Consider the following 26,972-nt stretch of genomic DNA (forward strand, 5'->3'; position numbering starts at 1 on the left):
GGCGGGGAGTAGGGGAAATGATTTCATCCTTCTAATGTGGAGCAGAGCGGGGCATCTTTTTGTTCGTAACGCATTTAGGATTGATATATCTAGAATTTTGATTTATGGCGGTTTTGATTGAATGGAATATGGTACTCTAGCCGCTACTAAGGTGTATCATACCAACCGAGAAGCCCCATAAATCTGTCATGGAAAAAACCGAAAAACAGAAAATGCTCGCAGGCGAATTATATCTTGCAGAAGATCCAGAATTGGCTGCCGAAAATAAGCGAGCTAGTCGTCTGCTGCGGAGGTACAATTCTACAACTGAAGAACAGCAAGAGCAACGGCAGCAAATTTTGCAAGAATTGTTTGGAAAAATAGGTGAGAAAACCACAATTGTGCCACCCTTTCACTGTGATTATGGCAGTAACATTTATGTTGGCGACAGATTCTATATGAACTATGGCTGTGTAATTTTAGACTGTAATACAGTTAATATCGGTGACAATGTATTGTGCGCTCCTTATGTACAAATTTATAGTGCTTATCACCCTACAGAACCGGAAATTCGTCTTTCTGGTAGAGAACTAGCTACCCCGATTAACATTGGTAATAATGTTTGGATTGGTGGCGGTGCAATTATTTGTCCAGGTGTAACTATTGGTGATAACACAACCATTGGTGCTGGTAGTGTAGTTGTCAAAGATATACCTGAGAATGTTGTTGCTGTTGGCAATCCTTGCCGTGTCATTCGGTATTTGTCCTAGAATTTAAAACTTATATTCTTTGATAATCCCATAGAACCAGTCTGCGATCGCTTCTTGAATTTCGCTGTTAGCGTCAATGGCTGCTATTTCAGATAATTTTGCAGAATACACATCTTCATCCTTACCATTAATGTAAGCCACCTCTACAAACATATCTTTTAAGCAGTCATCATTCGGTGAATCGCCAGATGGAAAAGCTTTTTTAAGCTATTCTTAAATTAGCAATAACCATTATGCTGCAAAATTATAAAAAAACTGATTAAGAAATAAACTTTCAGTTTGAAAAAAATAAAAGCAGTTAAACGAAAAGCTCTTCTAAATACAATAAGCAGCATAATTTATGATTTAATTACGTACTTCATCTAAGCTTTAATTAAATCTAAATTCAAATAAAATCTTTAAGAAAAACTTTTGTTCTATTACATATAATCAGCTACAAAAGATATGGAGTATTTATGCGTTTTTCTCATGTTGCAGGAATTTTTAGTTGTACAACAGCAGCTTTTATATCAATTGCACCCATACAGGTAGAAGCTGCAACTTTTCAGGTGAAATCAGGAGTCACCAGCATTGATCGTGACCACGAAGATATTCTTAGAAATATCGGACTAGTCTTCACAGACACTAATAATACAGTTACACCAATTCCCAGCGATTACTTTGTTGGCTTCAACATCGACTCAGCCACAAACTTCAGGTTCAGTGACGAGGGCGGTTTTACTTTCCTTTCAGGTACAATCGAGCATACTGGCACTGTTACCTTCAATGATCAAATTACTGTTGGTAACTTTTCAATAGGTTTTGCTTCAGGACGTACTGTTAAAAATGCTAGCGGACTTGTTTTAAGAGACACATTTTCTCTAAATACAATTTTGTTTGATTTGAGCGCTCCGGGATCTGTGGCATTTGATGGCCAAACTTTAACCCTCCCTGATGTTCAATTGCTGATTTCTCCAGAGTTTGCAACTATACTAAGCAACCCTGACTTGACAGGTTTGTTTGCTGGAACTGCACGAATTGATGCTCAAGTTACTGCTGTACCTGAACCTGACAGCGTACTAGCAATTTTAGCAGTCGGTGCGGCTCTCTTGGCAGCTAGATTTTATCCTCGAAAATTAAATGCACTTGATATCCTGAAGCATAGCTAAATGCTGTTTAACAGGTGCAAGGGTATTCGCGGCAATCATTCCGCTAGCAGCAACTGCTGGTAAACCAATGCCGGGAAATGTCGAGTCTCCGCAGCACATTAACCCTGGTAGGGGTGTGTTGGGGCCAGGAAACATACCAGATCCAGCCTGAATCGCTGGCCCGTATGAACCTTGGTGACGACGTAGAAAGCGCTCGTGGGTTAGAGGTGTACCAACAAGTGTGACTTCGCAACGGGAGCGAATATCTGGAATGATCCGCTCCAAAGCTTGCCACATCACTTCTGCACGCGATCGCTTTTGTTGGGCATATTCCTGACTTTTCCTGTCCATTCCCTCCCAGATAGAGTATGGTTCATTACCAGGAGTATATACATGAATCACGTGCTTACCTGGGGGTGCTAGGGATGGATCGAGAGTTGAAGGGATTGAAATCACCACAACATTCTGAGGTGCTGTCACACCTGCTTCCCAGTTATTGACCACGATGTAATGACACCGCAGATTTGATTGTAATCCTTGGGCATCAATGCCTAGATGTAGATGCATAAAGCTATCACACTCAGGTGTCGCTTGTCGTTTGGTGCGGAACTGTTTGGGTATTGCCTTTTCTGGTAGCAACTTCAGAGTATCCCAAATCGATGCATTAGAAATAACTGCCCGTCGCGCTCGAATTTCTTGGCGATCGCGCAGACGCACACCCACCGCGCGATCGCCTTCTACAAGCACTTGCTCCACATGAGTGCCCAGTATTAGTTTACCACCATGTCGCTCCAGTCCTTGTACTAAAGCGTCAACTAAAGCACCACTACCACCAATGGGATAGTCAAGCACCGCGCCTGGTCGATACCAGTCGGCAAACATAAATGCTACCTCTGCGGCACTCGTACCATCTGCGGGGAGTCCAGAAAGCAGGAAACACAACAAATTGAGCCAATTTTGTGTAAACGGGTCTTTAACAACACCATCCATGATCCGGCTGAAAGGCCCAGTTAACTTGATGATATCTGCAACGTGTTTTGCTAGAGATGGGGCAAATCGGCTCATAGTTCTAGCTGCACCCCAATCAAAGCGTAATGCGGCTGGCGACATGGCGGTTACTGCATTCACAAATGGTTTCATAACGCGCTGGAGTTCTTGCCATTCGGCTACAGCATCATGACCACGGAATTTCAGCAGTATTTCACAAAATTGCTCGGCACCAACCGCCGTGTCAAAATCACCTTCTGGCAGACAACAACCCCAAGTATCGTAGGTTACGCATGGTAGATCAGAGCCAATTGCATCTAACACTTGTCTTAAGGGATTAGCAGAGGGGCTGTAAGACAGTCCAGAATAGAGGGACGGGCCAGAGTCAAATTTGAAACCATTGCGCTCAAAAGTGTGAGCAGCACCACCAGGAATAGAGTGGCTTTCGCAGACTATCACCTCAAAGCCGTATCGTGCTAGAAGAGCAGCACAACTTAAACCGCCAATTCCGCTACCGATGACAACTACATCTGTGTTTTGCATATCCCTTATGTTGGCAACGATGGTTTAACTGATGTTTGGCAGTATAGCTTGTTGGGGACTGATGGGTGAGATAGTTTAGAGAAGGCGATCGCATTCTAACGCACTCTCAAATATTGACCATCAAAAATTATTTGCTACGTTAACGCACTAAAAAACATAGATTAAACAAAATGCAAAACTTCTTTTATACTACTCATAGTATGACTCCAGGTAGGATATGGCAAAAATCTCTATTTCTTTACCAGATGAACTACTGACTTACATCGACCAAAAAGTTGAAAACCGCAGTGCGCTAATTGAAGTTCTCTTGAAACAATGGCAGCAGCAACAAGAAGATAGGGCACTAGCAATAGCTTGTTCTTTAGTGGATGAATTGGAATTGGGTTGGGATAGTGAATGGCAGAACGCAGCGATTACCGACTGGGAAGCATCTAGATCGTAACTTTTCTCTCGTTCCCATGCTCTGCATGGGAATGGCTGATTAGAGGCTCTGCCTCCAGTTAGACATTGAGCCAGAGACTCATTGAGCCAGAGACTCAATGAATGCATTCCCAGGCGGCAGCCCAGGAACGAGGAAAGCCTTATGCTGATTAATAATATGAATTGAGTTTGCGTAAAAGCACAAGAAACCAGCATTATGAGCATTATCGTCTTCGGCAGCATCAATATAGACTTGGTAGCTACAGTACCTCGGTTGCCAGTCGCAGGAGAAACGCTGCTGGGGGACGATTTTTTTAAAGTATCAGGAGGAAAAGGAGCCAATCAAGCCGTAGCATTAGCCAGATTGGGAATTCCTACTCAGATGGTGGGGCGTGTAGGCGCAGACAATTTTGGTGTAGAACTTGTCAACAATTTGCAAACATCTGGTGTGCAGACTAACAACATTTTTGTAGATGAAACTGTTAGTTCTGGAGTCGCCATCATCGCCGTAAATCATGCTGGTGAAAATCAAATTATTGTAATTCCTGGTGCAAATGGGCGTGTCAACCAAGAAGATGTAGAACGATTGTCCAACTTATTAGCAGAAGCTACAGCACTGCTTTTACAATTAGAAATTCCTATAACTGCCGTGGTTGCAGCAGCCAAAGCAGCAAGGAGTGCAAACATCCAAGTAATTCTTGATCCTGCACCAGCACCATCTAATTTACCAGATGAACTTTATTCATTAGTGGACATTATTACACCGAATGAAGTTGAGGCAGCGCAGTTAGTGGGTTTTCCTGTGGATGGCGAGGAAACAGCAGCGATCGCATCTGGAGTTTTATTGCAACGGGGTGTGAAATGTGCGATCGTCAAACTGGGCGCCAAGGGTGTTTTTTGTGCCACTGCTGAGGAAAAGTTTTTTGTACCTGCGTTCCCAGTTCATGCCGTTGATACAGTTGCGGCTGGGGATGCTTTTAATGGCGGTTTAGCTACGGCACTTTTTGAAGGACTTTCTTTACATCAAGCGGTTGTTTGGGGTGCGGCTGCGGGTGCTTTAGCGGCGACAAAACCAGGCGCACAAACTTCTTTAGCAGATAGGTTTACATTTGATGCGTTTCTCCAAGAAAAAGGCGTGATACGTGATAAGTAGATGAACAAAATATTTACAGTCATTGCGAGGGTCGCAAAGCAATCCCAGCCTTTGCGATTGCTTCATTACGCTTTGCTGCATTCGCAATGACATTGTGTAATTAATGGTGTTTGCTTACTTAAATGATCAAGGCTGAAAGCTGAAATAATACTTAATTACTTTACCGTTCGCCTTTTGAACTCGGCCATTCACGCAATACGGTTCGGTTAAGGTGCATAGTCTTTAAAGATCCCCCTTAATCCCCCTTAAAAAGGGGGAAATAGAGCTATTCATTCTGAGCAAGTCTTTTTAAGGGGAGTTGGGGGGATCAAGTTTTATCCGAACTGTATTGAGCCATTCTATTCAGAACTCGGTTGTTCACTGTTTGAACTCGGTTGTTCACTCTTTGAACTCGGTTGTTCACTCTTTGAACTCGGTTGTTCACTCTTTGAACTCGGTTGTTCACTCTTTGAACTCGGTCGTTCACTCTTTGAACTCGGTCATTCACTCTTTGAACTCGGTCGTTCACTCTTTGAACTCGGTCGTTCACTCTTTGAACTCGGTTGTTCACTCTTTGAACTTGGTCATTCACTGTTTGAACTTGGTCATTCACTGTTTGAACTCGGTTGTTCACTCTTTGAACTTGGTCATTCACTGTTTGAACTTGGTCATTCACTGTTTGAACTCGGCCGTTCACCTTCGGAACATTATTTACCGATATCTTCATTCCAAAGTTCGGGATTGGTTTCAATAAACTCACTCATCATTTGTTCGCATTCGTCAAGATTGAGATCAATTACTTCCACGCCATGAGATACCATAAACTCTTTAGCACCAGGAAAAGTTCTCGATTCTCCGACGATGACTTTTTTAATGCCAAATTGTACCACTGCCCCAGCGCACAGGTAACATGGCATTAAAGTTGAATAGAGTATTGTACCTCTGTAGCTGCCAACTCTGCCAGCATTGCGGAGACAATCGATTTCGGCATGGGTAATAGGATCACCATCTTGCACACGTTTATTGTGTCCTTTGCCGAGAATCTTACCATCCTTGACCAGAATCGAACCAATGGGAATTCCACCTTCTTGTCTGCCTTGTTTTGCTTCTTGAATTGCAACTTCCATAAACTCATCCATGTTAATTCTCCTTTTATGACAAAACAACTTGTATTAATGGATCATGATGGCGGTGTAGATGACTATTTAGCAACTATGCTGCTGTTGACGATGGAGCATATTGAACTCCTTGGTGTCGTCGTCACTCCAGCCGATTGCTACGTTCAACCGGCTGTTAGCGCCACACGTAAAATTATCGATTTAATGGGATTTTCTCATATCCCCGTTGCAGAAAGCACTGTGCGCGGTATCAATCCATTTCCTACTCTCTATCGCCGCGACTCGTTTATCGTTGATCATCTCCCCATTCTCAACCAAAGCGAAACCATTACTACGCCTCTGATTGCCGAAACAGGTCAAGATTTTATGATAAAGGTGTTGCGGGAGGCATCGGAACCCGTAACGCTGATGGTAACTGGGCCGTTGACGACGGTTGCAGTAGCTTTAGAGAAAGCACCAGACATTGAAGCAAAAATTCACAAAATTATTTGGATGGGGGGTGCGTTGAATGTCGGTGGTAATGTCGAAAAAAGTTTAGAAGCTGGACAAGATGGTTCCGCCGAATGGAATGTTTATTGGGACGCAATTTCAGCAGCGCAGGTATGGCAAACTCAAATTGAAATTATTATGTGTCCTTTAGATTTGACTAACAATGTGCCAGTTACATCGGAGTTAGTGTACAAAATGGGACGACAACGCCACTATCCCATCTCTGATTTAGCTGGACAATGTTATGCACTGGTTATCCCCCAAGATTATTACTTCTGGGATGTGCTGGCAACAGCTTATCTAGGACATCCAGAATTCTATCAATTACGCGAGTGGGAAACAGAAATTATCGCCACCGGTCTTAGTCAGGGGCGAACTAAAGTAGTTGCTGGTGGTCGGAAAATTTATGCGATGGATAAAGTAGATAAAGAGGCTTTTTACACTTACATCTTGCAGCAATGGGCAAGATAAAAAACTGAAAAATTAGGTAGCGTGAATACTCAAACTCGCCACCAAAAACTCAAGCAGTCTAACGCCCAAGCTCACCGCACGCAGACAACATCTGCAACTCAACCGTCCATATTGGGGCGTTCCGGTGCAAAGACTTTTTTGGGTACGGTGCTATTTAAGACTGAGAATTACTCATAGCGTACCTTTTTAGATTTAATTATCTCAATGACATCATCGTGTCTTTGCCCCTCAATAATATCCTTGAGATGAATTTGCCCATTAATATATTGAACGTGGATGCGCCAACCTGAGACTTTATCGATATCAGCACGATAAATCGCCTGCTTTACACCTTTTACTTTGTGCAGTCTGGTTTTTGGAAATTTTCTTGTTCTGTGACACTCGTTATCTTCAAACTCTGCCAAGGCTTCCAGAAAAGCAATCTTTAGCTCGTCATCTGGCAAAATCTTCATGGCTTGATAAATAATGCCGTATTCATCACAGAGAGTAAGAGTTTGTGCCATAAACCAACTTACGAGAACGGGGCAGTTTCTCGCTTGTGGTGAAGTAATCCTTGATACAAAGACTCTGCTACACCTTTATACGCTTTATCGAGGTCATCGTGTTTGACCACTCGAAAAAGAGTAAAAATAACTTGTCCAAAAATTGGATCTTCGTCAACTGCCAAAATCACCCTTAGTTTCTGCGAAATTTTTAGCGTGTATAGCGAAGATTCATAGCCATTAATATCTGACAGTAGGGGAAGACGACGCAATTTACGATAAACGTCAGCTTTCCGAGTTGGGAAGAGACTGGCGCAATCATTGATTTTTTTAACTGCTGCGGCTTTTTCATCTTCACTCAGTCTGCCAAGTTCCTTCTCAAAGCTCCTTGTTGACTCAATTAGAACATCCACGTTACGAACTCGCCAATCTGAATTTAGCTACTTGCCCTTAGCTCTTAGCATAGCAACAAAATCTTATTCCCCAATAGCCAGCCTCGTGAGAACTTGAACAGGTAGCCTGGTCTGGAAGAACTGTTTCCACAGAAGGATAGACCAGCCTAACTATTTGTTATGTGGAAAGTTTCTGGCTATCCACCTTGCCAATTAAGATTGTACAAAGTATCGCTTTACAGCTTGGATCGAATTGGATCGAGAATCTAACCAAACAAGAATGAGAGCGATCGCGGCTGGAAGTGTTTGAAGTACAAGCGTTGTAGGTCTTAGCGTCACTGCACCATAAATACCAGCAACGACAACACAAACTAAGAAAAAGAGCCGAATCGATCTGTTTTCATTAAAAGCCCCCCAGAATAAACCAGCTGCAATAAATGCATTGTACAAACCTGCATTCTTGACAATTGGAGCGACTTGATGGGCGATATCAGGAGTAAATCCAAGTCTTTCATAAATAAAAGGAGTTTCCCAAAAAAACATCTCTGCGATCGCAATGGCGACATGAATAACACCAACAATTGCAACAGCAATGACAGCAACAATTTTCATAATGCCCTCTACTAAACAAACCAGTGTATTTTAAAACCAGAGCCTTCAGAATATGTCACTCCAGATTTTTTGTCGGAATTGAAATTCCTACTGAGTGACTTTTTAGAAGCAATAAATGTAGCTAGCACAGCCTTAAGAGATGCTTGAATTAATTATCCGTTAGTAGAAGTCATAACTGTAGCCTCTTGAAAAGTAACTTTATATTGTTAGGCGTTGCTCACCCACTCTAACAACGATTTACAGCTTGGATCGAGAATGTAACCAAACAAGAATGAGAGCGATCGCTGCTGGAAGTGTTTGAAGTACAAGCGTTGTAGGCTTTAGGGTCACTGCACCATAAATACAGCGACGACAACACAAATTAAGAAAAAGAGCCGAATCGATAATCACCAGCACTTCCATGCCCGGACTACCACGCAGAGATATCGATACAGGACTGCATATAGAAGCCTTCTACCGCTATGTCATTAATGACACATTCTCAAATAAAACATTAGAGAGTTAGGGCTGAAACGTTTGTAGCTTCATAATTACAGGCTACTTTGCCCCTGATGACAACTTCCGTAACTTTACCAAGGAGACAATTTGTTACCTGTGTCTTTGCCACATTTATTACCTTAGACCGAATACAATAAATAGATATAACGTCTAGCGCGTTTCAATCCCGTAAGTCTCAACACTATTGATTTGATTGAGAATACTGTTTTATACAGTTATTCCCAAGCAAAAGTGATTAACGGATAATAAACCACGCCCAAACGCTAATAGATACTTCTAAGAGAACAAATTAGCGTCTTATTTCCAACTTCCACTAAAAAGTCCAAGACTAATGTAGAGTCAAGAATTTACCTTTAAATATTGAGGTATAAAATTATGCAAGAAATTGAAAGATTCTTTGGCAACTTGTTCAGTGGTGTAATCAATCGCTTTAAGTATTCTGCGATGGATACTGCCGAGCGAAAAATGAGAGAAACTATTGACCAACAAGTTGAACAACGGCGACAAAAACCCAAGCCCAAGGATCAAGAAGATCAACAGTAGATAGGTCTTCTGGGGGTGGTTTTAAACCAGTTCAGTTAAATAGTAGGATGTAACTCCTTTGACTTAAAACGCGTAACGTTGAGCTTTTTGTAGTGAGTATTTGTTACCACACATAAGCGTGGCGATCGCTCTTAAAGGCGTTCAAAACAGCAAAATTTTCCTAACTACAAGCATAGCGCTTCCCAATTGTTGAGTGGGCAGCGCTATTTTCTCACTAATCTAGAATAAGTAATCGTCCAGATAGTATATTCAGTAATGCTTATATTACTGCTATAAAAAAAAACTTAGATGCACAGAAAGAAAATAGAAATAATACTACAAAATACTTTTTTCCTTAGAGGATGTTTGAAAAGTCCTCTTGCCGGTATCAAAAGTTTTAGATCCCTCTAAATCTCCCGATAAATTGGGAGACTTTGATTCCGGTTCCCCCCTTTTTAAGGGGGGTTAGGGGGGATCAATTAAGTGCCTAAAATTACAGCAAACCACTTTTCAAACAACCTCTTACCACTGCTAATTTATGCAAACACTGCTGAACAACCGCTATCGAGTTATTCGGACTTTAGGAGGTGGTGGCTTTGGTGAGACTTTCTTAGCGGAAGATACCCAAATGCCTTCCAACCGTCGCTGTGTAATTAAACAACTAAGACCAATTCTAATGTGATTGGTACGCCTGGATTTATGCCAAGTGAACAAGCCGCAGGTAGACCACTTTATTCTAGTGATTTATACAGTTTAGGAATTACAGCAATTTATCTCCTCACCGGCAAACAGCCACAAGAATTGGAGACAGATTCACGGACTGGGGAAATTGTCTGGCACAGCCACGCTTTAAGTATTAGTCCGTCAATGGCAGCAGTTATAGATCGAGCGATCGCTTTGCCACGGCTAAAGAAATGCTAGACACCTTGCAATTTGAGGCTGGAACTTTCCCGCCTACGGTGCCTTATATCCAACCACCAGTGGTAACTGCACCTCCTGCCGCAACACTGCAAAATACAATTGCTGTCAGTCCAGCGTCTTCTTCTCAACCAGCCAATCAAGGCAGTGGGAACAGAGGAATCTTTCTCGCCAGTATAATTGCAGGTAGTTTGATTGGTGCTTCTATAATCATTGGTTTTGCTTTCAATAAATCACCTCAATCAGTAGTAGACTCAAGCGCCTCATCAGAATCTACCCCAACCCGCGACGAACCGCAGAATACGCCCTCACCTACACAATCCCCAATTTCCAGCACTTCTGAACCACAGGATAACGCACCAGTGCGATCGCAATTTCCCAGCCCTACGCCATCTACTCAGTTTCCCTCTTCAACACAGCCTCAAATTGATCGACCCTCACCAGAACAAGCTGTGCAAAATTATTATGCAACTATTAATCAGGGTCAGTATCAAGCTGCGTGGAATCAGCTATCTCCTGGCTATCAAAATAATAGACGACTTCACCCAGATGGCTATCTTTCTTACATCGACTGGTGGGGCGGGAAGGTTCAAAGTATAGATATCGAACAAGTTAATTTGGTAGAAGCAAGTGCAGAAACAGCTACAGTTGATGCTCAGTTTAGATATTCGATGAAAACTGGCAAAGTAATTCCTGGTTCTGTGCGCTTTTTCCTTTTATGGGATGCCCAAAATAGCAGATGGGTTGTTAGTAATGCCAAGTAGCTCTAATGTAATTCCCTGCCTTGTTACGTAAGACTGCGGCAGGCAGACTTCTAGCTAACTGTGTAGCACTATCCACATAACCAATTGCACCAGCATTAGCTGCGATCGCACTGGCTACACCTGATCCACCTGAAGCAGATAGGAAACCTCTCGGACAACAGACTCCTGGTGGCCTAAAATATGGGCAAAGAGGACCATCTGGATTAGGAGTATAGCTAATAAAACCCACTCCTCTATTCCATGCAGAAATCAATGAGATACCTGGAGTCGCAGCAGGCTTACATACAGTATTGAGATGACTGCTCAAAACAAAAGTGCTACCACTATTATCACTACGACGTACAACTTTTAAGGGTTTATTGGCTGCAATTATTGCGCCGCCGTTATCTGCTCTAATTCTGGCATCGTTCCAATTTATGATGTTGCCGTTAAAAATACCACAGTGAGTAGGCCGTGAAAGCCTAAGCCCAGACGTTGGTATATTAAGACGGTAGACGTTACCCAGAGATGAATTAGCTCTACTTCAATCCTGAAACTATTCCACCACCTTTGTAAATGGCGGGATAGCTGGCTCCGAATACTTCAGGGTTAAGCAGCACTCGTGCACCTGCAATCATGTCTGTAGTACTAGGTGTTAACGGTGCGTCACAGGCAATGCGTTGGTAAATTGCAACTCTTTCTTGGTTGGCTGTTGTTATAACACTCAAGGCAATAGTTGCATTCGATGGTGTTACGAACTCTACACTAGCAGTTGGACGACGTACACCTAAGCTGCTAGGTGCAACTCCTGCAAGGCTCCTGCTAGCTATATCAATATATCCAAACCATCTTATATATTTTAAATTTTCCAGCTAAGACTTTCCTGATAATAAATCAACTTTCGCCAAAAACTACTGCAGCATTCAACGCATACTGCTTAATTCAGAGCCTTCCTTTTACTTAAGGGAAGAGAACGACTGCTGGGTAGACTTTATTCACCCTTTTGTTTTGCTCTCATTTCTCTAAGCAATTTGATCGCTCTTTCGTCTTCACGTCTAAGCTCCTCATCCGTTCTTGTTTCTGGAGCCAATTCAGCATCCTTCAGTTTCTTTCTTTCCTTTTCTTCTGATTCCCTCTCTTTTGGTGTCTTTCTTGCGCTGTCACGAGCAACTCCATCAGCATGTTCTTGCCGAGCTTTTCTCTCGATTTCTTCTATTTGCTTTGATACATTATCGGGCAATCTAATTTCATTATTGCTCGATCCTTTGTTTGAGTTTTGTGACATCAATTTAGCCTCTCCATTCACTAAGACAGGTGTGTTTGAAAAGCTGGAGTTACAAACTATCACAACTGAAGCAATGGCTAGTGATGGAACTAGCGTACCAGACTTCAGAATCGACATAGGCTTGTCCGTTTGAGAATACATGAACATCATTATCATAATTATCATATTACATATATATTCTTCTTTGTGAGAAAAATCATTCAGTGTGTGCCCTTTTCTTGTCTCAGAGCTTATCCCGTACTCAGGTTAAAAAATATTTACCGCCATCAGATTTGTAAATCAGCCCAAGGTGGATGATATATCTGATGTACATTGAGAAAGGGCTATTGCTTGTAACCTTTCATGACAATAACGTTGTTAAACAATCGCTATCAAGTTATCCAGGTAATCGGTGCTGGTGGGTTTGGCGAAACCTTTCTGGCAGAAGATACCCATCTGCCTTCTCGTCGTCATTGTGTGATCAAACAACTCAAACCGATAACCAATAATGACCCGCAAACCTACAAAATAATCCAACAGAGGTTTGAGAGGGAAGCAGCAACCTTAGAGTATTTAGCTGAAAGTTGTAACCAAATTCCCAAACTCTACGCCTACTTTTCTGAAAACGGGCAGTTTTATCTCGTCCAAGAATGGATTCACGGTCAAACCTTAACAAAAATTATCCAAACTAAAGGCTCTGAAAGCGAAGCCATTGTCCAGCAAATTCTTTTGAATCTGCTCTTGGTCTTAGATTATGTCCACAGCAAAGGTATAATTCACCGAGATATTAAGCCAGATAACATTATTCTCCGCGCCCTTGATGGCAAGCCAGTCTTGATTGATTTTGGTGCAGTCAAAGAAACAATCCGTTCAGTGGTGAATTCCCTAACATACCCCACGCGATCGCTCGTAATTGGTACGCCTGGATATATGCCTAGCGAACAAGCCGTTGGCCGCCCAGTTTACGCTACTGATATCTACAGCTTGGGCTTAACGGCGATTTATCTGCTAACTGGCAAACACCCGCAGGAACTACTAACTGATCTGCAAACTGGGGAAATACTTTGGCAGCAACACGCCCCTAATGTCTCCCCTCAATTCAGGATGATACTTAATCAGGCAATTAAGCCTCATCCAGGCGATCGCTACAGCACTGCTAGTAAAATGCTACATGACTTGCAATCTGCTAGTTATATTCCCATCGAGTCAGGTGTAAATACTCCCACCGCCATATTGACCGAACAAATCCAGCCATTATCTTCATCGCAAAAAAGTACAATTATTAATGGATCTGCCACTTTCAGAAACTGGCAAAAACCTGCTGTGATTCTTGGTAGTTTGCTGGTAGGCGGTTTGATTGGTGCAGTAGCAATTTCTGGTATCAGTCGCCAGCAACAGCCACAGACAACCATTGTCACAAGTCCCACGCGATCGCCAGAATTTTTGCCTACTCCTACATCTACCGCTCCGCCCATTTCTTCCCAAACTTCCCCAGTCCCAGCTGTACCCACCTCACCACCACAGCCGCAACTAACTCCTGATCCTTTGCCAGCCTCTAATCCCTCAGTTGTATCCACACCAGAGCCAGAAAGCAAGCCTGTAACTTCAGATATTCCAGTAGCAGAACCAGAGAATGAGGCGAGTCCCACACCAGAACCGCGTTCTACACCACAGAACAAGCCGCGGAGTAAATTAGCTGCCACTACTAGCAGACAAAGCGTTCCTGCATTTCCTACAGGTACACCAAGAAACATCGTAGAAGCTACCCTCGGCAAACCAAATCAAGATTTAAGAGGCGTGTGGGGTAAAACCCGTGCTGTTGTTTACAAACTTGTACCAAACAAAATTGACCTTGGCTACTTATTTGATCGTAATTCTAAAGTGCTGCGTCAAACTGAGGTAGCTTTTGCTCAATCGGTAGATCCGCAGGTAATGGAGGCTACCTTGAATGGATTGTTAAGTGGGCAAGCCACTGAAGATATTAAGCAAGGACTTAAACAAGTACAACAGCGCCAATCTGATAATTTTAGTTTTAAGAATGGCTTAGTCAAGGGTCAGATTATCCGCCAAGAATGTGATTTCATTTACATCAGCGTTTGGGATGCAGATTTACATGATTTTGTAAATCCATCTACAGCTAAAAAGTGTTAGTGTTTTAGGAAAAATTGCTCTCAAAAGTTAGATTTTTGTATCCCCTAAGACAGATTCAGTATTCAATATAGACTAATAATTTTTGGTTAAGAAAATAGTAGGTTGGGTTAAGGAATGAAACCCAACAAATCCCGCAAAATAAAATTATAAATACCATTATTAAGTTTTTAATAGTACTTGTTTCAGCTTCTACATTCATGTCGTAAAGTACGATTGGAATTGTGTAATGTGAAAGCAGCTAAGGTAATAATTCAATTGAGGTTTGATGACTCCTACGATTATGCGTCAACTTTGGTCAGTAGTTGAAACCGCTCAAGCCAAGCTCCTCTTGCAACTAGATGATGCTAGCTTGGTGCACTGGTTGGTGAAACAAACCGAAACCCAAGTGTTGTTAGATCCCAACCAAACTGATTATCTGTGCCACTACATTCAATCTCGGCTAGCCCTCATACGTGATATTGCCCATGAGCGCCAATGTTCATGAGATAAAAATCACAAGAAATTAATTGATAGTCAAGTGTCAGTACTATTGACTTTTTTGGGAAAATAACCTTCCACTAAGCAGTCAGAGCCTACTACACGCCAACGTACACGTTCTAAAGACAACGCCTCAGTCATGGTAGTAAAACCTAAATCGCCCACAGGTGTAGGAGCAATGCTACCACCAATGATTTTCGGGGCAATAAACGCCAGAACTTTTTGGACTGCTCCTTGAGCGATCGCGCTAGCAGCTAAAGTCCCGCCACACTCCCACAACACGCTACAAAAACCTCGTTCATATAAGTACGCCATTGCCTGATCTGGTGTAAGTGATGTTAGTTCCACCACCTCCACCCCAAGTTTTCGCAACAGTTCTTGAAAATCGGGGTTGGCACCCTTCTGTGTCAACACCAAAGTCGGAGCATCCGCAGTTTGCCACAGATGGGCATTTTCCGGTAAGTTGAGATGACGACTCATCACCACTCGCAGGGGATTATGTGCCCCCACCTGATGGCTAGTTAAGTAAGGATTGTCTTGTCGGACTGTATTACCGCCGACAATTATTGCATCACAAGCCGCCCGTAGTTGATGTACTTCATTTCGGGCATCTTGGCTTGTCACCCAGGCGCTATGACCAGAGGTGGTAGCAATTTTGCCATCTAAAGTCATGGCATATTTTAAAATTCCCAAAGGTCGTTTGTAAAGAATTCGATGCACAAAAGCTTCATTTAATTGATGACAAGCTTCTTCTTCTACTCCTACCACCACTTCGATCCCCGCCGCCCGTAAACGGGCAATACCACCTCCAGCTACCAGGGGATTGGGATCAACCATACCTACCACCACCTTTGCCACCCCTGCTTTGATCAATCCTTCTGAACAAGGGGGAGTACGTCCGTAGTGATTGCAAGGTTCGAGGCTGACATAGATTGTTGCACCATTAGCGCGATTCTCCTGAGGAGAGGCTGCGCCAACGCCTGCTGCTTTCAAGGCAAACACTTCTGCATGAGGCTCACCTGCACGAGGATGAAACCCTTCCCCGACAATTTCACCATCCTTAACAATCACTGCTCCCACTAACGGATTTGGCGAGGTACGCCCTAAAGCGCGGCGAGCAAGTTCCAAACACCGCAGCATCATACGAGAGTCAAAGTCACTTCCTACCTTTTCCTTCGGTGGAGAATTCGAGCCAGTATTAGGTCGCACTAAACCTGTATTTTCCTGAGTGTAATTTGGTAGAGATGCATCTGCTTGAGCGATCACTGGGGAATTATCCATAATTTTAGACAATACTATAAATATTCTGCACGCGATCGCGCAGCCTCTCCACAGGAGAATCGCGCTTTAATCCTGATAATTAATCCAGGCGCTATTTATTATTGGCTGTCTTAACTTGCCTCAGCCTGTAATATTGTCACCTGTAACCTCTCCCTTTGTGGGTGGTCTTTCAACTCAGCACTCATTATTATTGCTCCAACAATTTCATCTTTTGCCACCAACGATTTAGAGGATAATAGACTACAGGTGCCCACAGACTACTAAGAATGGCAGAAGCTAGGGCGACACGCTGGTAATATATCCAAATATCTGTGACTTTGCGCTCATCGCCGATCAAAGTTAATTGCAACCCAAAGATAGTTTCTGCCAAAACTGCCATACCAAAGACAATTACAGCAATAGAAATAAAATCTTCTTCGATAAAACGCCGTTTCTGGAGCAGACCAGTCAAAATCCCTACTAACCCTAGACTCAAAGCATGGGTAGGGTTAGGTGATGTCATTCCATCTTGAAGTAGCCCCAGAATTATACCTGCCAATCCTCCCGAAAGGACTGGGCGCTTCACACTCCAAGCTACCACCCAAATTAACAGCCAGTTAGGGCCAATTCCCAATAATTCCATACCTGGCAGGCGGGTTGGCAATAACAGTAAACATAACAGTACAGATCCAACCGTCACTATCCAACCCAACAACTGACGTATACGGGGATGCCAACGAGAAAGCGGCTGGATTTGGAATTTGGCTTTTCGCTCTGACGATTTTGGCTTTTTCTGCCTGCTGCCACCAAATGCAGGAATCTTCATTTTTGTATGGATTTTTTCAAAGAATTTACTTAGACTTTTGCGGCACTTGATTTGCCGACTCTTGGTTTTCTAGCTTTGGATAAATAGCTACCCAATCGAGAGAGCGGATTGGCGGAAAAAGCTCAATTTTCGCCACTGATGCTGGGAGTTTCTTTAAATCCAGTGACTTGATTCGTCCTACTGCCAAACCGGATGGAAATTTCTGACTATAAGTAGATGTGGAAACTAAATCTCCTATCTTAACATTTGGGACTTTTTCATAAAACTCCAGCACAGCTTCTGCAGAAGAATCTCCTCGCAAAACGCCTTTAGCTGCCGTGCGGCTAATGGATACACCCACTTGACTCTTGAGGTCACTGATTAATAACACGCGGCTAGTATTGGGAGTTACACTCTCTACTAAACCCACCAATCCGCCATCTGCCTTGACTATAAAACCTTCCTGAATCCCCACATTTGCACCGCGATTCAGGGTAACTTGTTGCCACCAATGGTCAGCACTACGTCCTACCACTCGTGCTGGAATTGGCCGTGATGCAAGTGGCTCTTTTTCTACATAGCCTAATAAATCTTGTAACTTTGTCTTTTGACTTTCCAAATCTACTATACGAGTTTGCAATTCCAATATCCGGGCATCTCTAATCCGTTCTTCTGGAGTTGGCCCTGACTGTAACATCTCCAACGGACGGGTAATTGCATGGTACGTTTCAAGCACCAGTTCACCTTGAGTCTGTCGCAGTATCCAAGCACTACCGACTACTAGAGCTAACAACCCGATTTGTAACCCTTTACCATCCCACCAACGTCGTACTGTAACCATATATACCTTCACATACTTATATAAATTAAGTTCTACCTGGGTTCTATTTATATAGAACCCAAATAGAACTCAAATAGAACTCAAATCTGATATTTTTTTTTGCTATATGTTCCGAGAGCTTTCGGTGACAACTCGTTCCAACTGTTTGAAGTTTTCTAACACACGACCTGTTCCCAGCACAACACAGCTCAAAGGATCGGCAGCAATGTGGGTAATAATCCCTGTTTCATGACTAATGAGGGTATCTATGCCTTTGAGCAAAGCACCGCCACCAGCCAGCATAATACCTCTGTCAATAATGTCTGCTGCTAGTTCTGGAGGTGTGCGTTCCAGTGTCCGCTTCACAGCTTCTATAATTACTGATAATGGTTCCAACATGCTTTCACGGATTTCTGGGGCTTTGATTGTTATAGTTCGCGGTAGTCCAGAAAGCAGGTGTAAGCCTCGGACTTCCATCATGGCTTCATTATCATCATGAGTAGGATAGGCAGAACCAAGCCGAATCTTGATGTCTTCGGCAGTACGTTCACCAATCACTAAGTTATGAACTTTCTTAATATACTGAATGATCGCTTCAGTCAGTTCATCTCCAGCAATGCGTACTGATTCGCTGATCACCGTGCCCTGAAGACTCAGCACTGCAACTTCTGTTGTGCCACCACCGATATCGATGATCATGTTGCCAGTCGGTTCGGCAACAGGTAGTCCTGCACCAATTGCCGCAGCTACAGGTTCATCGATTAAATACACTTTTCTTGCTCCTGCTTGATGAGCTGCATCCATCACAGCTCGCCTTTCTACTCCTGTAACGCCACTGGGAATACCAATGACAATCCGGGGTAAAATCAAAGACCTACCTTCATTTACACGCTGAATAAAGCTTTTCAGCATCAGCTCGGCTATTTCAAAATCAGCGATTACACCATCCCGCAAGGGGCGGAGGGCAATCACATTTCCCGGTGTGCGACCGAGCATTTTTTTGGCTTCTTCTCCGACTGCTAGTGCTACCTTTTCGTTGACATCGATCGCAACTACAGAAGGCTCTTGCAGTACAATACCTTTACCAGCTACATAAACCAGAGTGTTAGCAGTACCGAGGTCGATACCCATATCCCATGATGTGCGAAAGTTCCTAAAAATACCCACGCGTCCTTTAAGCCCCTTATGTGCGATACTTTTTAACTACAACGGTAAGAGTTAATCGTGCCGGATTTGATTAAGTTTGTATCCTGAGTTAAGTAAACTAGACTATATTTTTATATGATTCCCAGGAATATTTACTATGTCTCAGTCTTCTATTTTTTGATATTCTCTGGTTAAGTATATCCGTATACTTTTATGTGTTTCTCCAAGTAGTATGTATAATTTTTCAATTCAACTATATTGTTAACTGTTTAACACATTATTTTCAAGAGTTTCACAATTCGCTATGATGAAAGTCAGCATTAATCAGTACGCCTGTACTAAGAGGTAACACACATGAGTATTAATATTGTCACACTTGTTGGTCGTGTAGGCAGCGACCCTGATATAAAATATTTTGATTCTGGGAAAGTTGTGTGTAAATTAAGACTAGCTGTTAAGCGGAGATCCCGTAACAGCGATGAACCTGACTGGTTTTCTTTGGAACTATGGGGAAAAACGGCAGAGGTAGCGGGCAATTATGTACGTAAAGGCAGTCTAATTGGAGTCAAGGGTTCCTTGAAGTTTGACACATGGAGCGATCGCCAAACCGGAGCAAACCGATCCTCACCAGTTATCCAAGTAGACCAACTGGATTTATTAGGCTCCAAGCGTGACGGAGAGGGCAGTGCAGCAGATATGTCTTCAGAAAATTTCTAATTGGGCATTGGGCAAAACAGTTCCGTTAGCGATAGCGGGGCGTTTAGCCCGTTCCCAGTAATGAGTGCTGAGTAAAACAGTTCCGAGTTCCCAGTAATGAGTGCTGAGTAAAACAGTTCCGAGTTCCCAGTAATGAGTGCTGAGTAAATTGGATTACTTTAACGGGAGCGGTCTACCTTGTGACGGGAGCGGTATCTGTCTTAACGGGAGCAGTCTACCTCATAACGGGAGCAGTCTACCTCATAACGGGAGCGGTCTACCTCGTAACGGGAGCGGTCTACCTCATAACGGGAGCGGTATTTGTCATAACGGGAGTGGTCTACCTCGTAACGGGAGCGGTATCTGCCGTAACGGGAGCGGTCTACCTCATAACGGGAGCGGTCTAAGTACAGCCCACCATAAAAAGGGTAGGAAATTTAATCATTCGTAGGTTGGGTTGAGACTTTGCAAAACCCAACAAACCCCGTAAAACGTTGGGTTTCGTTCCTCAACCCAACCTACTACTTGACAAAGGACAAATGACTAATAACTAATTTGCAGCGTTACCGATGCTTCTACTAGCTGTTCACCACCAACGACAGGGGTGGAAGTATCGGCGTTGGCTAACTTTTGTGAAGCCTCAGCCCGTAAAAACATGGGTGGTGGTGGACTTGCATTATTAACTTGAATGCTGACCACTTCTTTGGATTTAAAACCCAAGGCACTGAAAACAGCATCGGCTTGCTGCTGGGCGTCTTGGGTAGCTTCTTTTAATGCTTGTTTTTGAGCAGCTGCGATCGCTTCATCATTCGCAACAAAACTAATGCCATTAATTTGTGTTGCACCCGCTTTCACTGCATCATCCAATAATGTCCCAGCTCGCTCGGTAGGAATGCGAAAACTCACAGTGTTATTGGCAGCATAGCCTGTAATCCTTTGCACATTATTGGTGTAGCTATAAACCGGATTGAGTTGGATACCAGTAGTTTGTAATTTTTCGACATTTTGGCTCTTGAGAAATGCAACCACAGCAGATGACCGGCGGGCGGCTTCTTGCTGTACCTCCTGGGCTGTTTTCCCCTGAATCTCCACTCCTAAACTGACTTGTGCCAAGGTTGTAGGAATTGTTTCCACTCCGCGACCACTGACACTAAGGGTTCGCCACAATTTATCTTTTTCTTGTGCCAATGCAGGCAGGATAAAAATTGCACATAAAAGCATTGCTAAAGGCAGTATTTTCCACAAGTTTCCCGATGGAAACTGAGAACCGGGTAAAGCGGCTCTAGTCATAAGATTTGCACTCCTCAAAGTATCCACAAATGTTTTAATCAGCGTATGTAGCAATCTGCTGTTGGCGGTTGAGAGTCAACAGCCACCACAAGTTTTTCACAACTTAAGTGCGATCGCTAGATCCGATTTGGATGTTCTTACTTTGACACTGCGATCGTCAAAAGCTGAAATGGTTACATTTTTGGAAACTCAAAAAATTACAATATTACAGCACGGCGCACAAAGCTTTGACCACTCCTAAATCTTGATTCTCTTTTGCAGCATGGTTTAATTACAGATGGCGTTGTATCCTAAATTCCTGATGATTAACCGCCGTAATTTGCTCATTGGTTTAGCTGCTACTTCCTCAATCTTCGTTTCGCCCCTGAAACCGGGGAAAGCATCCCCGCCACCACTATTAAAACCCAAACGGTTGCAGGCTGGCTCCGTAGTAGGAATTGTCAGTCCTGCAAGTGCAACCTTTGTTCGTGAAGAATTGGAGGTAGTGATAGATGCAGTTAAAGCGTTGGGACTTGTCCCCCGCCTTGCACCTCATCTACTGGAACGTTATGGTTATTTAGCAGGCAAAGATCAACAACGTGCTGCTGACATCAATCAGTTTTTTAGTGATGTTTCTGTAGCCGCTATTTTACCAATTCGTGGTGGCTGGGGATGTAGCCGGATTTTGCCTTATTTAGATTACAAACGTATCCGGCAAAATCCCAAAATTATTATCGGTTTTAGTGATTTGACCGCTTTAATTCTGGCTTTGAATGCTAAGACTAACCTAGTAACATTTCACGGCCCAAACGGACTGACTTCATGGAGAACAACCCAGACAGAATATTTTCGCCGTGTCTTATTTAACGGTGAAACTGTTACTTTTCAAAATTTGAAGGATGGAGATGATGAAAACCGGCTGATGCAAGTCAAGAACCGGATACAAACTATTACTCCGGGTCGAGCTAAAGGTAAATTCATCGGTGGGAATCTTTCAGTTTTATCGGGAATTGTCGGTTCTCCCTACTTACCAGATTTGCAAGGTGCAATTTTATTTTTGGAAGATACCGGTGAAAACATATATCGTATTGACCGGATGATGACTCACCTAAAAATTGCGGGGCTATTTAATAAACTTGCTGGCTTTATTTTTGGACAATGTAAGGGATGTTCGCCTGATGCTGACTACGGTTCTCTCACCTTAGAAGAAGTAGTGTGGGATCACATCAAGCCTTTGGGTATTCCGGCTTGGTATGGTGCCATGATTGGTCATATCGAACCAGTGTTGACATTACCTATTGGTTTAGAGGTGGAAATAGACGCTGATACTGGAACAATTCGGATGCTAGAACCCGCAGTCGTATAAGCAGGGATGAGGGGGATGAACAATGCAAAATTCAAAATCATTCCCATTCCCCCACCATTTGTAACAAGTTAAAAGCGAGTGAATTTTGTCAAGCTGATGTGGTTTTCTATATCTGTATCATAGACAATAGAGACTGCATGACTAGACTGAGTGCTAAAATGGCTAAACCAGTTAGGGATAATATATTAGTTGGATTTTATTTTATTTAGCTGAAAATTTTGGCAAAATAAAAACTTTATCTATATTCAGAACAAGCGATCGCTGATAAGTTACCCATGAAATGCGATCGCTAGATAATATTTTTGTCAATGTCTAAATCCTAAGCATAGATGTTTTCCAGAAACGCGCCAGAATTAAAGAGAAGGATTTTCACAGAACCCATGCATTTGTTAGATCCAATCAACTTCTCTTTTCCTCTGCTGGCCAGCGCAACACAAGCCGCAGACAGTTCAATGGTCGTAGCAGCCGTACTGCTAAGTTTAGTAGTAATTTACCTCGCCAGCAAAGTTGGTGGAGAGTTATCAAACCTAATAGGTTTGCCACCCGTGTTGGGAGAACTTTTAGGTGGTGTAGTAGTTGGCATCTCTGTTTTCCACCTTTTGGTGTTTCCAGAAGGCGGCACAGACAGTTCTAGCTCTTTGCTCATGTCCGTGCTGCAAACCACTGCTGGTTTAACGCCTGAAGCTACTCCAGCAGTATTTGCAGCGCAGTCCGAGGTCGTTTCCGTTTTGGCAGAATTGGGTGTGATTATCCTGCTCTTTGAAATCGGCTTGGAGTCGAACTTAAAAGATTTACTGGCAGTTGGTACTCAAGCCACTGTTGTAGCAGTAGTGGGAGTAGTAGTACCCTTTGCTGCTGGTACTGTAGGACTGATGACTTTGTTTGGTATTGGCGCTGTACCCGCAATTTTTGCAGGGGCAGCTTTGACTGCCACTAGTATCGGCATTACTTCCAAAGTGCTGTCAGAATTGGGGCGACTCAATTCTAAAGAAGGGCAGATTATTTTGGGTGCTGCCGTAATTGACGATGTATTAGGAATCATCGTTTTAGCGGTAGTTGCTAGCCTAGCTAAAGATGGCGTGGTGGATGTGAGCAAAGTCATTTATTTGATGATCAGCGCCACTGGTTTTATTTTGGGAGCAATTTTACTAGGCAATGTTTTCAATAAGTTATTTGTGGCGATCGCCGATCAACTCAAAACACGCGGTGAACTGGTAATACCAGCATTCATCTTTGCCTTTGCTATGGCATACCTTGCCGACATCATTCACTTAGAAGCAATTCTGGGAGCTTTTGCGGCGGGTTTAGTTCTAGAAGAGACAGATAAGCGCAAAGAACTGCAAAGGCAAGTCTGCCCTATTGCCGATATGTTAGTGCCAATTTTCTTTGTAACTGTTGGGGCAAAAACCGATTTGGGAGTTTTAAACCCGGCGATTCCCGACAATCGGGAAGGTCTAATTATGGCAACTTTCCTGATCACAGTAGCCATTCTCGGTAAAGTAATCACAGGTTTAAGCGTGTTTGGTCAACCGGAAATCAACCGTTTAGCGATCGGTGTGGGGATGATTCCTAGAGGCGAAGTCGGATTGGTGTTTGCTGGTGTCGGGGCTGCCAGTGGCGCTCTCTCAAAACCATTAGGGGCGGCAATCATTATGATGGTTATCTTGACAACCTTTTTAGCTCCTCCCTTGTTAAGATTTGTATTTCCAGAACCAAAAACCGTGGATGCAGTCTCAGAGCAACTAATTCTAGACGGTATCTCTGGGACATCGTTGGTAATTGAACCACCTCAATCGAGAGTGTCAGCATCAAATGAGCGTGTGAACCTAGAAACAACTCCAGATTCTCAAGATAGTTAATTAAGGTCTTGGGTAAATTATTAAAACGGAATTCAGGAGTCAGGAGTCAGAGAAGAGGAAAAGGGGCAGGGGGCAGGGAGACGGGGGGAAAAATGCGCTCATTTCCCCTGCACTCATGGTTTCAGAGCCAATAAATTTATTTATGGGGTTTCCCCCCTGCCCCCTGCAAGAGCTGCCCCTTTTCCTCTTCGTTGACTTCTGAATTCTTTTTCAATAATTAGTTTTGAGCAAAAATTACTCAGGACTCAGGACGCTGAATTCCGTACTGTGACATTGCTTTGAAGATTTTGCTATTGTGCAGTGGAAACTTCTGTTGCTAAATTTCCGTCCCATGTGATTGTAGAATAATCGTCTGTTTGTAATTTCTACCAGCATTGGGAACGGTTACTTATTTCCAGTCTCCCTCGGCTTGGAAAATTTTATCTGAATATTTTCCAGATAATTGGGGAGTAACACCTATAAATCTTGTTAGATCATCTGACAGTAGTGGGAATTATTTACTCAGTGCATCAATGGCAACAAAGAACAAACATTTATCAGTGAACGGTTATCGATTATCAGTTTTCTAGCTTCCTTGGGATTCAAAGTCTCCCATCTCTACAGGTGGAGGTTTCAGATGGGGATTTAGACCCAAGACAACTGATTTAAGTATGTCTTTATACCAGCTTAAAAAATCAAAAAAGGCATCCAAGGTCAAGTTTCGGTGGTGATGGTGTGATGATTTACCAATGAGTTGAGATATTGACGGCTCCCATGAACGTGAATTAGGAGAAAGGACTGTGAAATTACACTGGTTACTACCCAGCACTATTGGAACTATCTTCATGCTATCGTCGCCAGTAATGGCCGCGAGACTTGAATCTTGGCGCTTTGATGCCAATCAAAACAGGCTGGAAATTAATACTGTGGGAGCAGTTCAACCCCAGGCACAACTAATTTTCAACCCGACTCGGCTGGTAATTGATTTGCCAGGAACCATATTTGGGCGTCCGCAGCTAACCCAACAGGTAGGCGGTGGAATTCGCTCGATTCGTGTTGGGCAGTTTGATACAGAGACAACACGGATAGTTGTCGAACTGACTCCTGGTTATACTTTAGACCCCAAACAAGTGCAATTTCTGGGTACAACTGGCGATCGCTGGACGGTGCAATTACCTACGCCAGAAGTTGAAAAATTAGCCTCATCTCCCAGAAGTGTTTACAGTGCAGTTACCCCCGACTCTGAGCCTCAACCTACGATTTCAAGGGTTGCCACGACTACGCAAGGAGCGACTCAAATTGAGAACTTACAAGTAACAGGTGATGGGTTGTTCGTCCGCACCAGTGGTGGTAATCCTCCGATTCAGGTAGTTCGGAGCCGCGATCGCGCTACCATCTTCATAGATATCTCTGGCGCATCTTTATCATCACGTCTGGCGCAGCAGAATAATATACCCGTTAACAAACATGGTATTAGCCGCGTCGAATTCACCCAACTACAAACCCAACCTCCTGGCGTCCGCCTGACCTTGCGGGTAGACAAAAATAGCCCCGACTGGCGGACAACCAATAGTAACGACGGTTTGGTAGTTCTACCTAGTCGCCTTGTCAGATTGCCTGAAAGTAATAATTCGGACAATCAATCAGAACCACCCTCATTTCCCAGTAGACTATCTGCCAACAACTCGCCAGCCACAATTGAGTCTGTGCAACTGGCTGATAATGGCACACAGCTGCTAATTAGAGCCGACAAAACTTTATCTGCTACCGGAGCCTGGGATAGATCCTCAGGTCTGTTCCGCATCACAATTACTAATGCTAACCTAGATCCCGGAGTCACAGGCCCTATTTTTGCTGCCAATAGCCCCATTCTCCGGGTACGCCTGCAACCGCAAGAACCAAATACTGTCATTGTCTTAGTTCAACCAGCAGCCGGAGTCCAAATTGGGCAACCCAATCAAATCAGCGACCAGCTTTTGGCTCTACCAATACAAGGCTCTCGGCGAATTGTCGCCCTCCCCGGAAGACCCCCCCTTGCTTTACCTGGACTACCGCCGCCAAACCGGGGCCCATTTCCAGACCCAAATAATCCCAATCCCCAGCCCCTATTCCCACCACAGCGCCGAGCTAATAATGGGCGAATGGTAGTCCTTATTGACCCTGGACATGGCGGTAAAGACCCTGGAGCAGTAGGTCTTGGAGGATTACGCGAAAAGGATATTATCTTATCTATTAGCAGAAGGATAGCTGAAATTTTGCAGCAAAATGGCGTACAAGTAGTTATGACGCGGGATTCTGACTATTTCGTCACCCTTCCGGGACGGGTGCAATTAGCAGAGCGAGCCAATGCTGATGTGTTTGTTAGCATTCATGCTAATGCAGTCGGCCCAGGTCGTTCGGATGTCAGTGGCTTAGAAACATATTATTACGACAGTGGTTTGAGTCTAGCTCGCAGTGTCCATAACAGTATTCTCCAAAGTGTAAACGTTAGAGACAGGGGAGTGCGACGAGCGAGATTTTTTGTCCTCAGAAAAAGTTCCATGCCTTCTATTCTCGTAGAAACAGGTTATTTGACTGGTCGAGAGGATAACGCTAAACTCAGAAACTCAGCTTACCAAAATCAAATGGCAGAAGCGATCGCTCGCGGCATTCTTCAGTACCTACAGAGAAGATAAAT

The 26,972-nt window shown here is 43.4% G+C and carries 28 protein-coding genes and 2 pseudogenes; 15 read left to right on the top strand and 15 right to left on the bottom strand.

The window, feature by feature from the left end:
- Positions 1-188 precede the first annotated feature (188 nt).
- Positions 189-749 carry a sugar O-acetyltransferase gene (locus tag F8S12_RS23140; protein ID WP_196518666.1) on the top strand — a complete coding sequence of 187 codons (561 nt, stop codon included), beginning with the start codon at positions 189-191 and terminating at the stop codon, positions 747-749.
- A 3-nt stretch (positions 750-752) separates the two neighbouring features.
- Here the strand turns inward: F8S12_RS23140 and F8S12_RS23145 are convergent.
- Positions 753-917, bottom strand: a pseudogene (locus F8S12_RS23145) (calcium-binding protein); the annotation flags it as partial.
- 287 nt (positions 918-1,204) lie between these two features.
- Here F8S12_RS23145 and F8S12_RS23150 point away from each other — a divergent pair.
- The gene (locus tag F8S12_RS23150; protein WP_196518667.1) at positions 1,205-1,897 is read left to right on the top strand and encodes a hypothetical protein; all 693 of its coding nucleotides are present in this window, start codon (positions 1,205-1,207) and stop codon (positions 1,895-1,897) included.
- Here the strand turns inward: F8S12_RS23150 and F8S12_RS23155 are convergent.
- Positions 1,865-3,406: a phytoene desaturase family protein gene (locus F8S12_RS23155; RefSeq protein ID WP_196518668.1), complete on the bottom strand. Its 1,542-nt coding sequence runs from the start codon at positions 3,404-3,406 to the stop codon at positions 1,865-1,867. The genes F8S12_RS23150 and F8S12_RS23155 overlap by 33 nt on opposite strands.
- Before the next feature lie 217 nt (positions 3,407-3,623).
- Here F8S12_RS23155 and F8S12_RS23160 point away from each other — a divergent pair, with 217 nt between their 5' ends.
- Both F8S12_RS23160 and rbsK read left to right on the top strand, forming a co-directional pair.
- Positions 3,624-3,848 carry a ribbon-helix-helix domain-containing protein gene (locus F8S12_RS23160; protein ID WP_196518669.1) on the top strand — a complete coding sequence of 75 codons (225 nt, stop codon included), beginning with the start codon at positions 3,624-3,626 and terminating at the stop codon, positions 3,846-3,848.
- Positions 3,849-4,043: 195 nt separating this feature from the next.
- On the top strand, positions 4,044-4,979 hold the full coding sequence (rbsK, locus tag F8S12_RS23165) for a ribokinase (RefSeq protein WP_196518670.1): 936 nt from the start codon (positions 4,044-4,046) through the stop codon (positions 4,977-4,979).
- A gap of 307 nt (positions 4,980-5,286) precedes the next feature.
- Here the strand turns inward: rbsK and F8S12_RS23170 are convergent, their stop codons facing one another.
- Both F8S12_RS23170 and F8S12_RS23175 read right to left on the bottom strand, forming a co-directional pair.
- Positions 5,287-5,634, bottom strand: a complete 348-nt coding sequence (locus F8S12_RS23170; RefSeq protein WP_230968212.1) for a hypothetical protein — start codon at positions 5,632-5,634, stop codon at positions 5,287-5,289.
- Positions 5,635-5,665: 31 nt separating this feature from the next.
- Complete coding sequence (locus F8S12_RS23175) at positions 5,666-6,097, bottom strand: nucleoside deaminase (RefSeq protein WP_196518672.1); 432 nt, start codon at positions 6,095-6,097, stop codon at positions 5,666-5,668.
- Between the two features lie 15 nt (positions 6,098-6,112).
- On the opposite strand from F8S12_RS23175, the gene F8S12_RS23180 reads away from it, so the two are divergent.
- Both F8S12_RS23180 and F8S12_RS23185 read left to right on the top strand, forming a co-directional pair.
- Complete coding sequence (locus F8S12_RS23180) at positions 6,113-7,036, top strand: nucleoside hydrolase (RefSeq protein ID WP_196518673.1); 924 nt, start codon at positions 6,113-6,115, stop codon at positions 7,034-7,036.
- Positions 7,037-7,057: 21 nt separating this feature from the next.
- Positions 7,058-7,213 (top strand): hypothetical protein, encoded by a 156-nt coding sequence (locus tag F8S12_RS23185; protein WP_196518674.1) that lies wholly within the window; start codon positions 7,058-7,060, stop codon positions 7,211-7,213.
- Here the strand turns inward: F8S12_RS23185 and F8S12_RS23190 are convergent.
- The 3 genes from F8S12_RS23190 to F8S12_RS23200 form a co-directional block, all read right to left on the bottom strand.
- Positions 7,204-7,539, bottom strand: a complete 336-nt coding sequence (locus F8S12_RS23190; RefSeq protein WP_196518675.1) for a hypothetical protein — start codon at positions 7,537-7,539, stop codon at positions 7,204-7,206. The genes F8S12_RS23185 and F8S12_RS23190 overlap by 10 nt on opposite strands.
- 8 nt (positions 7,540-7,547) lie before the next feature.
- The gene (locus tag F8S12_RS23195; protein WP_196518676.1) at positions 7,548-7,931 is read right to left on the bottom strand and encodes a hypothetical protein; all 384 of its coding nucleotides are present in this window, start codon (positions 7,929-7,931) and stop codon (positions 7,548-7,550) included.
- Positions 7,932-8,123: 192 nt separating this feature from the next.
- Positions 8,124-8,522, bottom strand: a complete 399-nt coding sequence (locus tag F8S12_RS23200; RefSeq protein ID WP_196518677.1) for a DUF1304 domain-containing protein — start codon at positions 8,520-8,522, stop codon at positions 8,124-8,126.
- An 873-nt stretch (positions 8,523-9,395) separates the two neighbouring features.
- On the opposite strand from F8S12_RS23200, the gene F8S12_RS23205 reads away from it, so the two are divergent.
- Together F8S12_RS23205 and F8S12_RS23210 are read left to right on the top strand one after the other, a co-directional pair.
- Complete coding sequence (locus tag F8S12_RS23205) at positions 9,396-9,563, top strand: hypothetical protein (RefSeq protein ID WP_196518678.1); 168 nt, start codon at positions 9,396-9,398, stop codon at positions 9,561-9,563.
- 517 nt (positions 9,564-10,080) lie between these two features.
- Positions 10,081-11,224, top strand: a pseudogene (locus tag F8S12_RS23210) (hypothetical protein).
- Here the strand turns inward: F8S12_RS23210 and F8S12_RS23215 are convergent.
- The 3 genes from F8S12_RS23215 to F8S12_RS23225 form a co-directional block, all read right to left on the bottom strand.
- Positions 11,208-11,729: a substrate-binding domain-containing protein gene (locus tag F8S12_RS23215; protein ID WP_196518706.1), complete on the bottom strand. Its 522-nt coding sequence runs from the start codon at positions 11,727-11,729 to the stop codon at positions 11,208-11,210. The pseudogene F8S12_RS23210 and the gene F8S12_RS23215 sit on opposite strands and share 17 nt — an antisense overlap.
- A gap of 13 nt (positions 11,730-11,742) precedes the next feature.
- Positions 11,743-11,931 (bottom strand): hypothetical protein, encoded by a 189-nt coding sequence (locus tag F8S12_RS23220; RefSeq protein ID WP_196518679.1) that lies wholly within the window; start codon positions 11,929-11,931, stop codon positions 11,743-11,745.
- 263 nt (positions 11,932-12,194) lie between these two features.
- A complete protein-coding gene (locus tag F8S12_RS23225; protein WP_196518680.1) occupies positions 12,195-12,488 on the bottom strand; it encodes a hypothetical protein in 294 nt (97 codons plus the stop codon).
- Between the two features lie 342 nt (positions 12,489-12,830).
- On the opposite strand from F8S12_RS23225, the gene F8S12_RS23230 reads away from it, so the two are divergent.
- Together F8S12_RS23230 and F8S12_RS23235 are read left to right on the top strand one after the other, a co-directional pair.
- Positions 12,831-14,618 (top strand): serine/threonine-protein kinase, encoded by a 1,788-nt coding sequence (locus F8S12_RS23230; protein WP_196518681.1) that lies wholly within the window; start codon positions 12,831-12,833, stop codon positions 14,616-14,618.
- A gap of 265 nt (positions 14,619-14,883) precedes the next feature.
- The gene (locus F8S12_RS23235; RefSeq protein WP_196518682.1) at positions 14,884-15,102 is read left to right on the top strand and encodes a hypothetical protein; all 219 of its coding nucleotides are present in this window, start codon (positions 14,884-14,886) and stop codon (positions 15,100-15,102) included.
- 29 nt (positions 15,103-15,131) lie between these two features.
- Here the strand turns inward: F8S12_RS23235 and ribD are convergent, their stop codons facing one another.
- The 4 genes from ribD to F8S12_RS23255 all read right to left on the bottom strand — a co-directional run bounded on the left by ribD (position 15,132) and on the right by F8S12_RS23255 (position 19,111).
- Positions 15,132-16,376: a bifunctional diaminohydroxyphosphoribosylaminopyrimidine deaminase/5-amino-6-(5-phosphoribosylamino)uracil reductase RibD gene (ribD, locus tag F8S12_RS23240; RefSeq protein WP_196518683.1), complete on the bottom strand. Its 1,245-nt coding sequence runs from the start codon at positions 16,374-16,376 to the stop codon at positions 15,132-15,134.
- Between the two features lie 187 nt (positions 16,377-16,563).
- The gene (gene mreD, locus F8S12_RS23245) at positions 16,564-17,181 is read right to left on the bottom strand and encodes a rod shape-determining protein MreD (RefSeq protein WP_196518684.1); all 618 of its coding nucleotides are present in this window, start codon (positions 17,179-17,181) and stop codon (positions 16,564-16,566) included.
- Positions 17,182-17,206: 25 nt separating this feature from the next.
- Complete coding sequence (gene mreC / locus F8S12_RS23250; protein ID WP_196518685.1) at positions 17,207-18,001, bottom strand: rod shape-determining protein MreC; 795 nt, start codon at positions 17,999-18,001, stop codon at positions 17,207-17,209.
- A 102-nt stretch (positions 18,002-18,103) separates the two neighbouring features.
- Entirely contained in the window at positions 18,104-19,111 is a 1,008-nt protein-coding gene (locus F8S12_RS23255) for a rod shape-determining protein (RefSeq protein WP_196518686.1), read from the bottom strand.
- Between the two features lie 369 nt (positions 19,112-19,480).
- On the opposite strand from F8S12_RS23255, the gene F8S12_RS23260 reads away from it, so the two are divergent.
- Positions 19,481-19,843, top strand: coding sequence for a single-stranded DNA-binding protein (locus tag F8S12_RS23260; protein WP_196518687.1), 363 nt, complete (start codon positions 19,481-19,483; stop codon positions 19,841-19,843).
- Positions 19,844-20,365: 522 nt separating this feature from the next.
- On the opposite strand, the gene F8S12_RS23265 is transcribed toward F8S12_RS23260, so the two are convergent.
- Positions 20,366-21,112 carry an SIMPL domain-containing protein gene (locus F8S12_RS23265; RefSeq protein WP_196518688.1) on the bottom strand — a complete coding sequence of 249 codons (747 nt, stop codon included), beginning with the start codon at positions 21,110-21,112 and terminating at the stop codon, positions 20,366-20,368.
- Between the two features lie 61 nt (positions 21,113-21,173).
- Here F8S12_RS23265 and F8S12_RS23270 point away from each other — a divergent pair, with 61 nt between their 5' ends.
- The 4 genes from F8S12_RS23270 (at position 21,174) to F8S12_RS23285 (ending at position 26,970) form a co-directional block, all read left to right on the top strand.
- A complete protein-coding gene (locus F8S12_RS23270) occupies positions 21,174-21,353 on the top strand; it encodes a hypothetical protein (protein WP_196518689.1) in 180 nt (59 codons plus the stop codon).
- Between the two features lie 36 nt (positions 21,354-21,389).
- Entirely contained in the window at positions 21,390-22,457 is a 1,068-nt protein-coding gene (locus F8S12_RS23275) for a S66 peptidase family protein (protein WP_230968213.1), read from the top strand.
- A 380-nt stretch (positions 22,458-22,837) separates the two neighbouring features.
- Positions 22,838-24,316, top strand: a complete 1,479-nt coding sequence (locus tag F8S12_RS23280; protein ID WP_196518708.1) for a cation:proton antiporter — start codon at positions 22,838-22,840, stop codon at positions 24,314-24,316.
- A gap of 779 nt (positions 24,317-25,095) precedes the next feature.
- Positions 25,096-26,970 (top strand): N-acetylmuramoyl-L-alanine amidase, encoded by a 1,875-nt coding sequence (locus F8S12_RS23285; protein WP_196518690.1) that lies wholly within the window; start codon positions 25,096-25,098, stop codon positions 26,968-26,970.
- Positions 26,971-26,972 lie beyond the last annotated feature (2 nt).

The organism is Nostoc sp. WHI (assembly GCF_015714725.1).
Taxonomy (GTDB): domain Bacteria; phylum Cyanobacteriota; class Cyanobacteriia; order Cyanobacteriales; family Nostocaceae; genus Nostoc.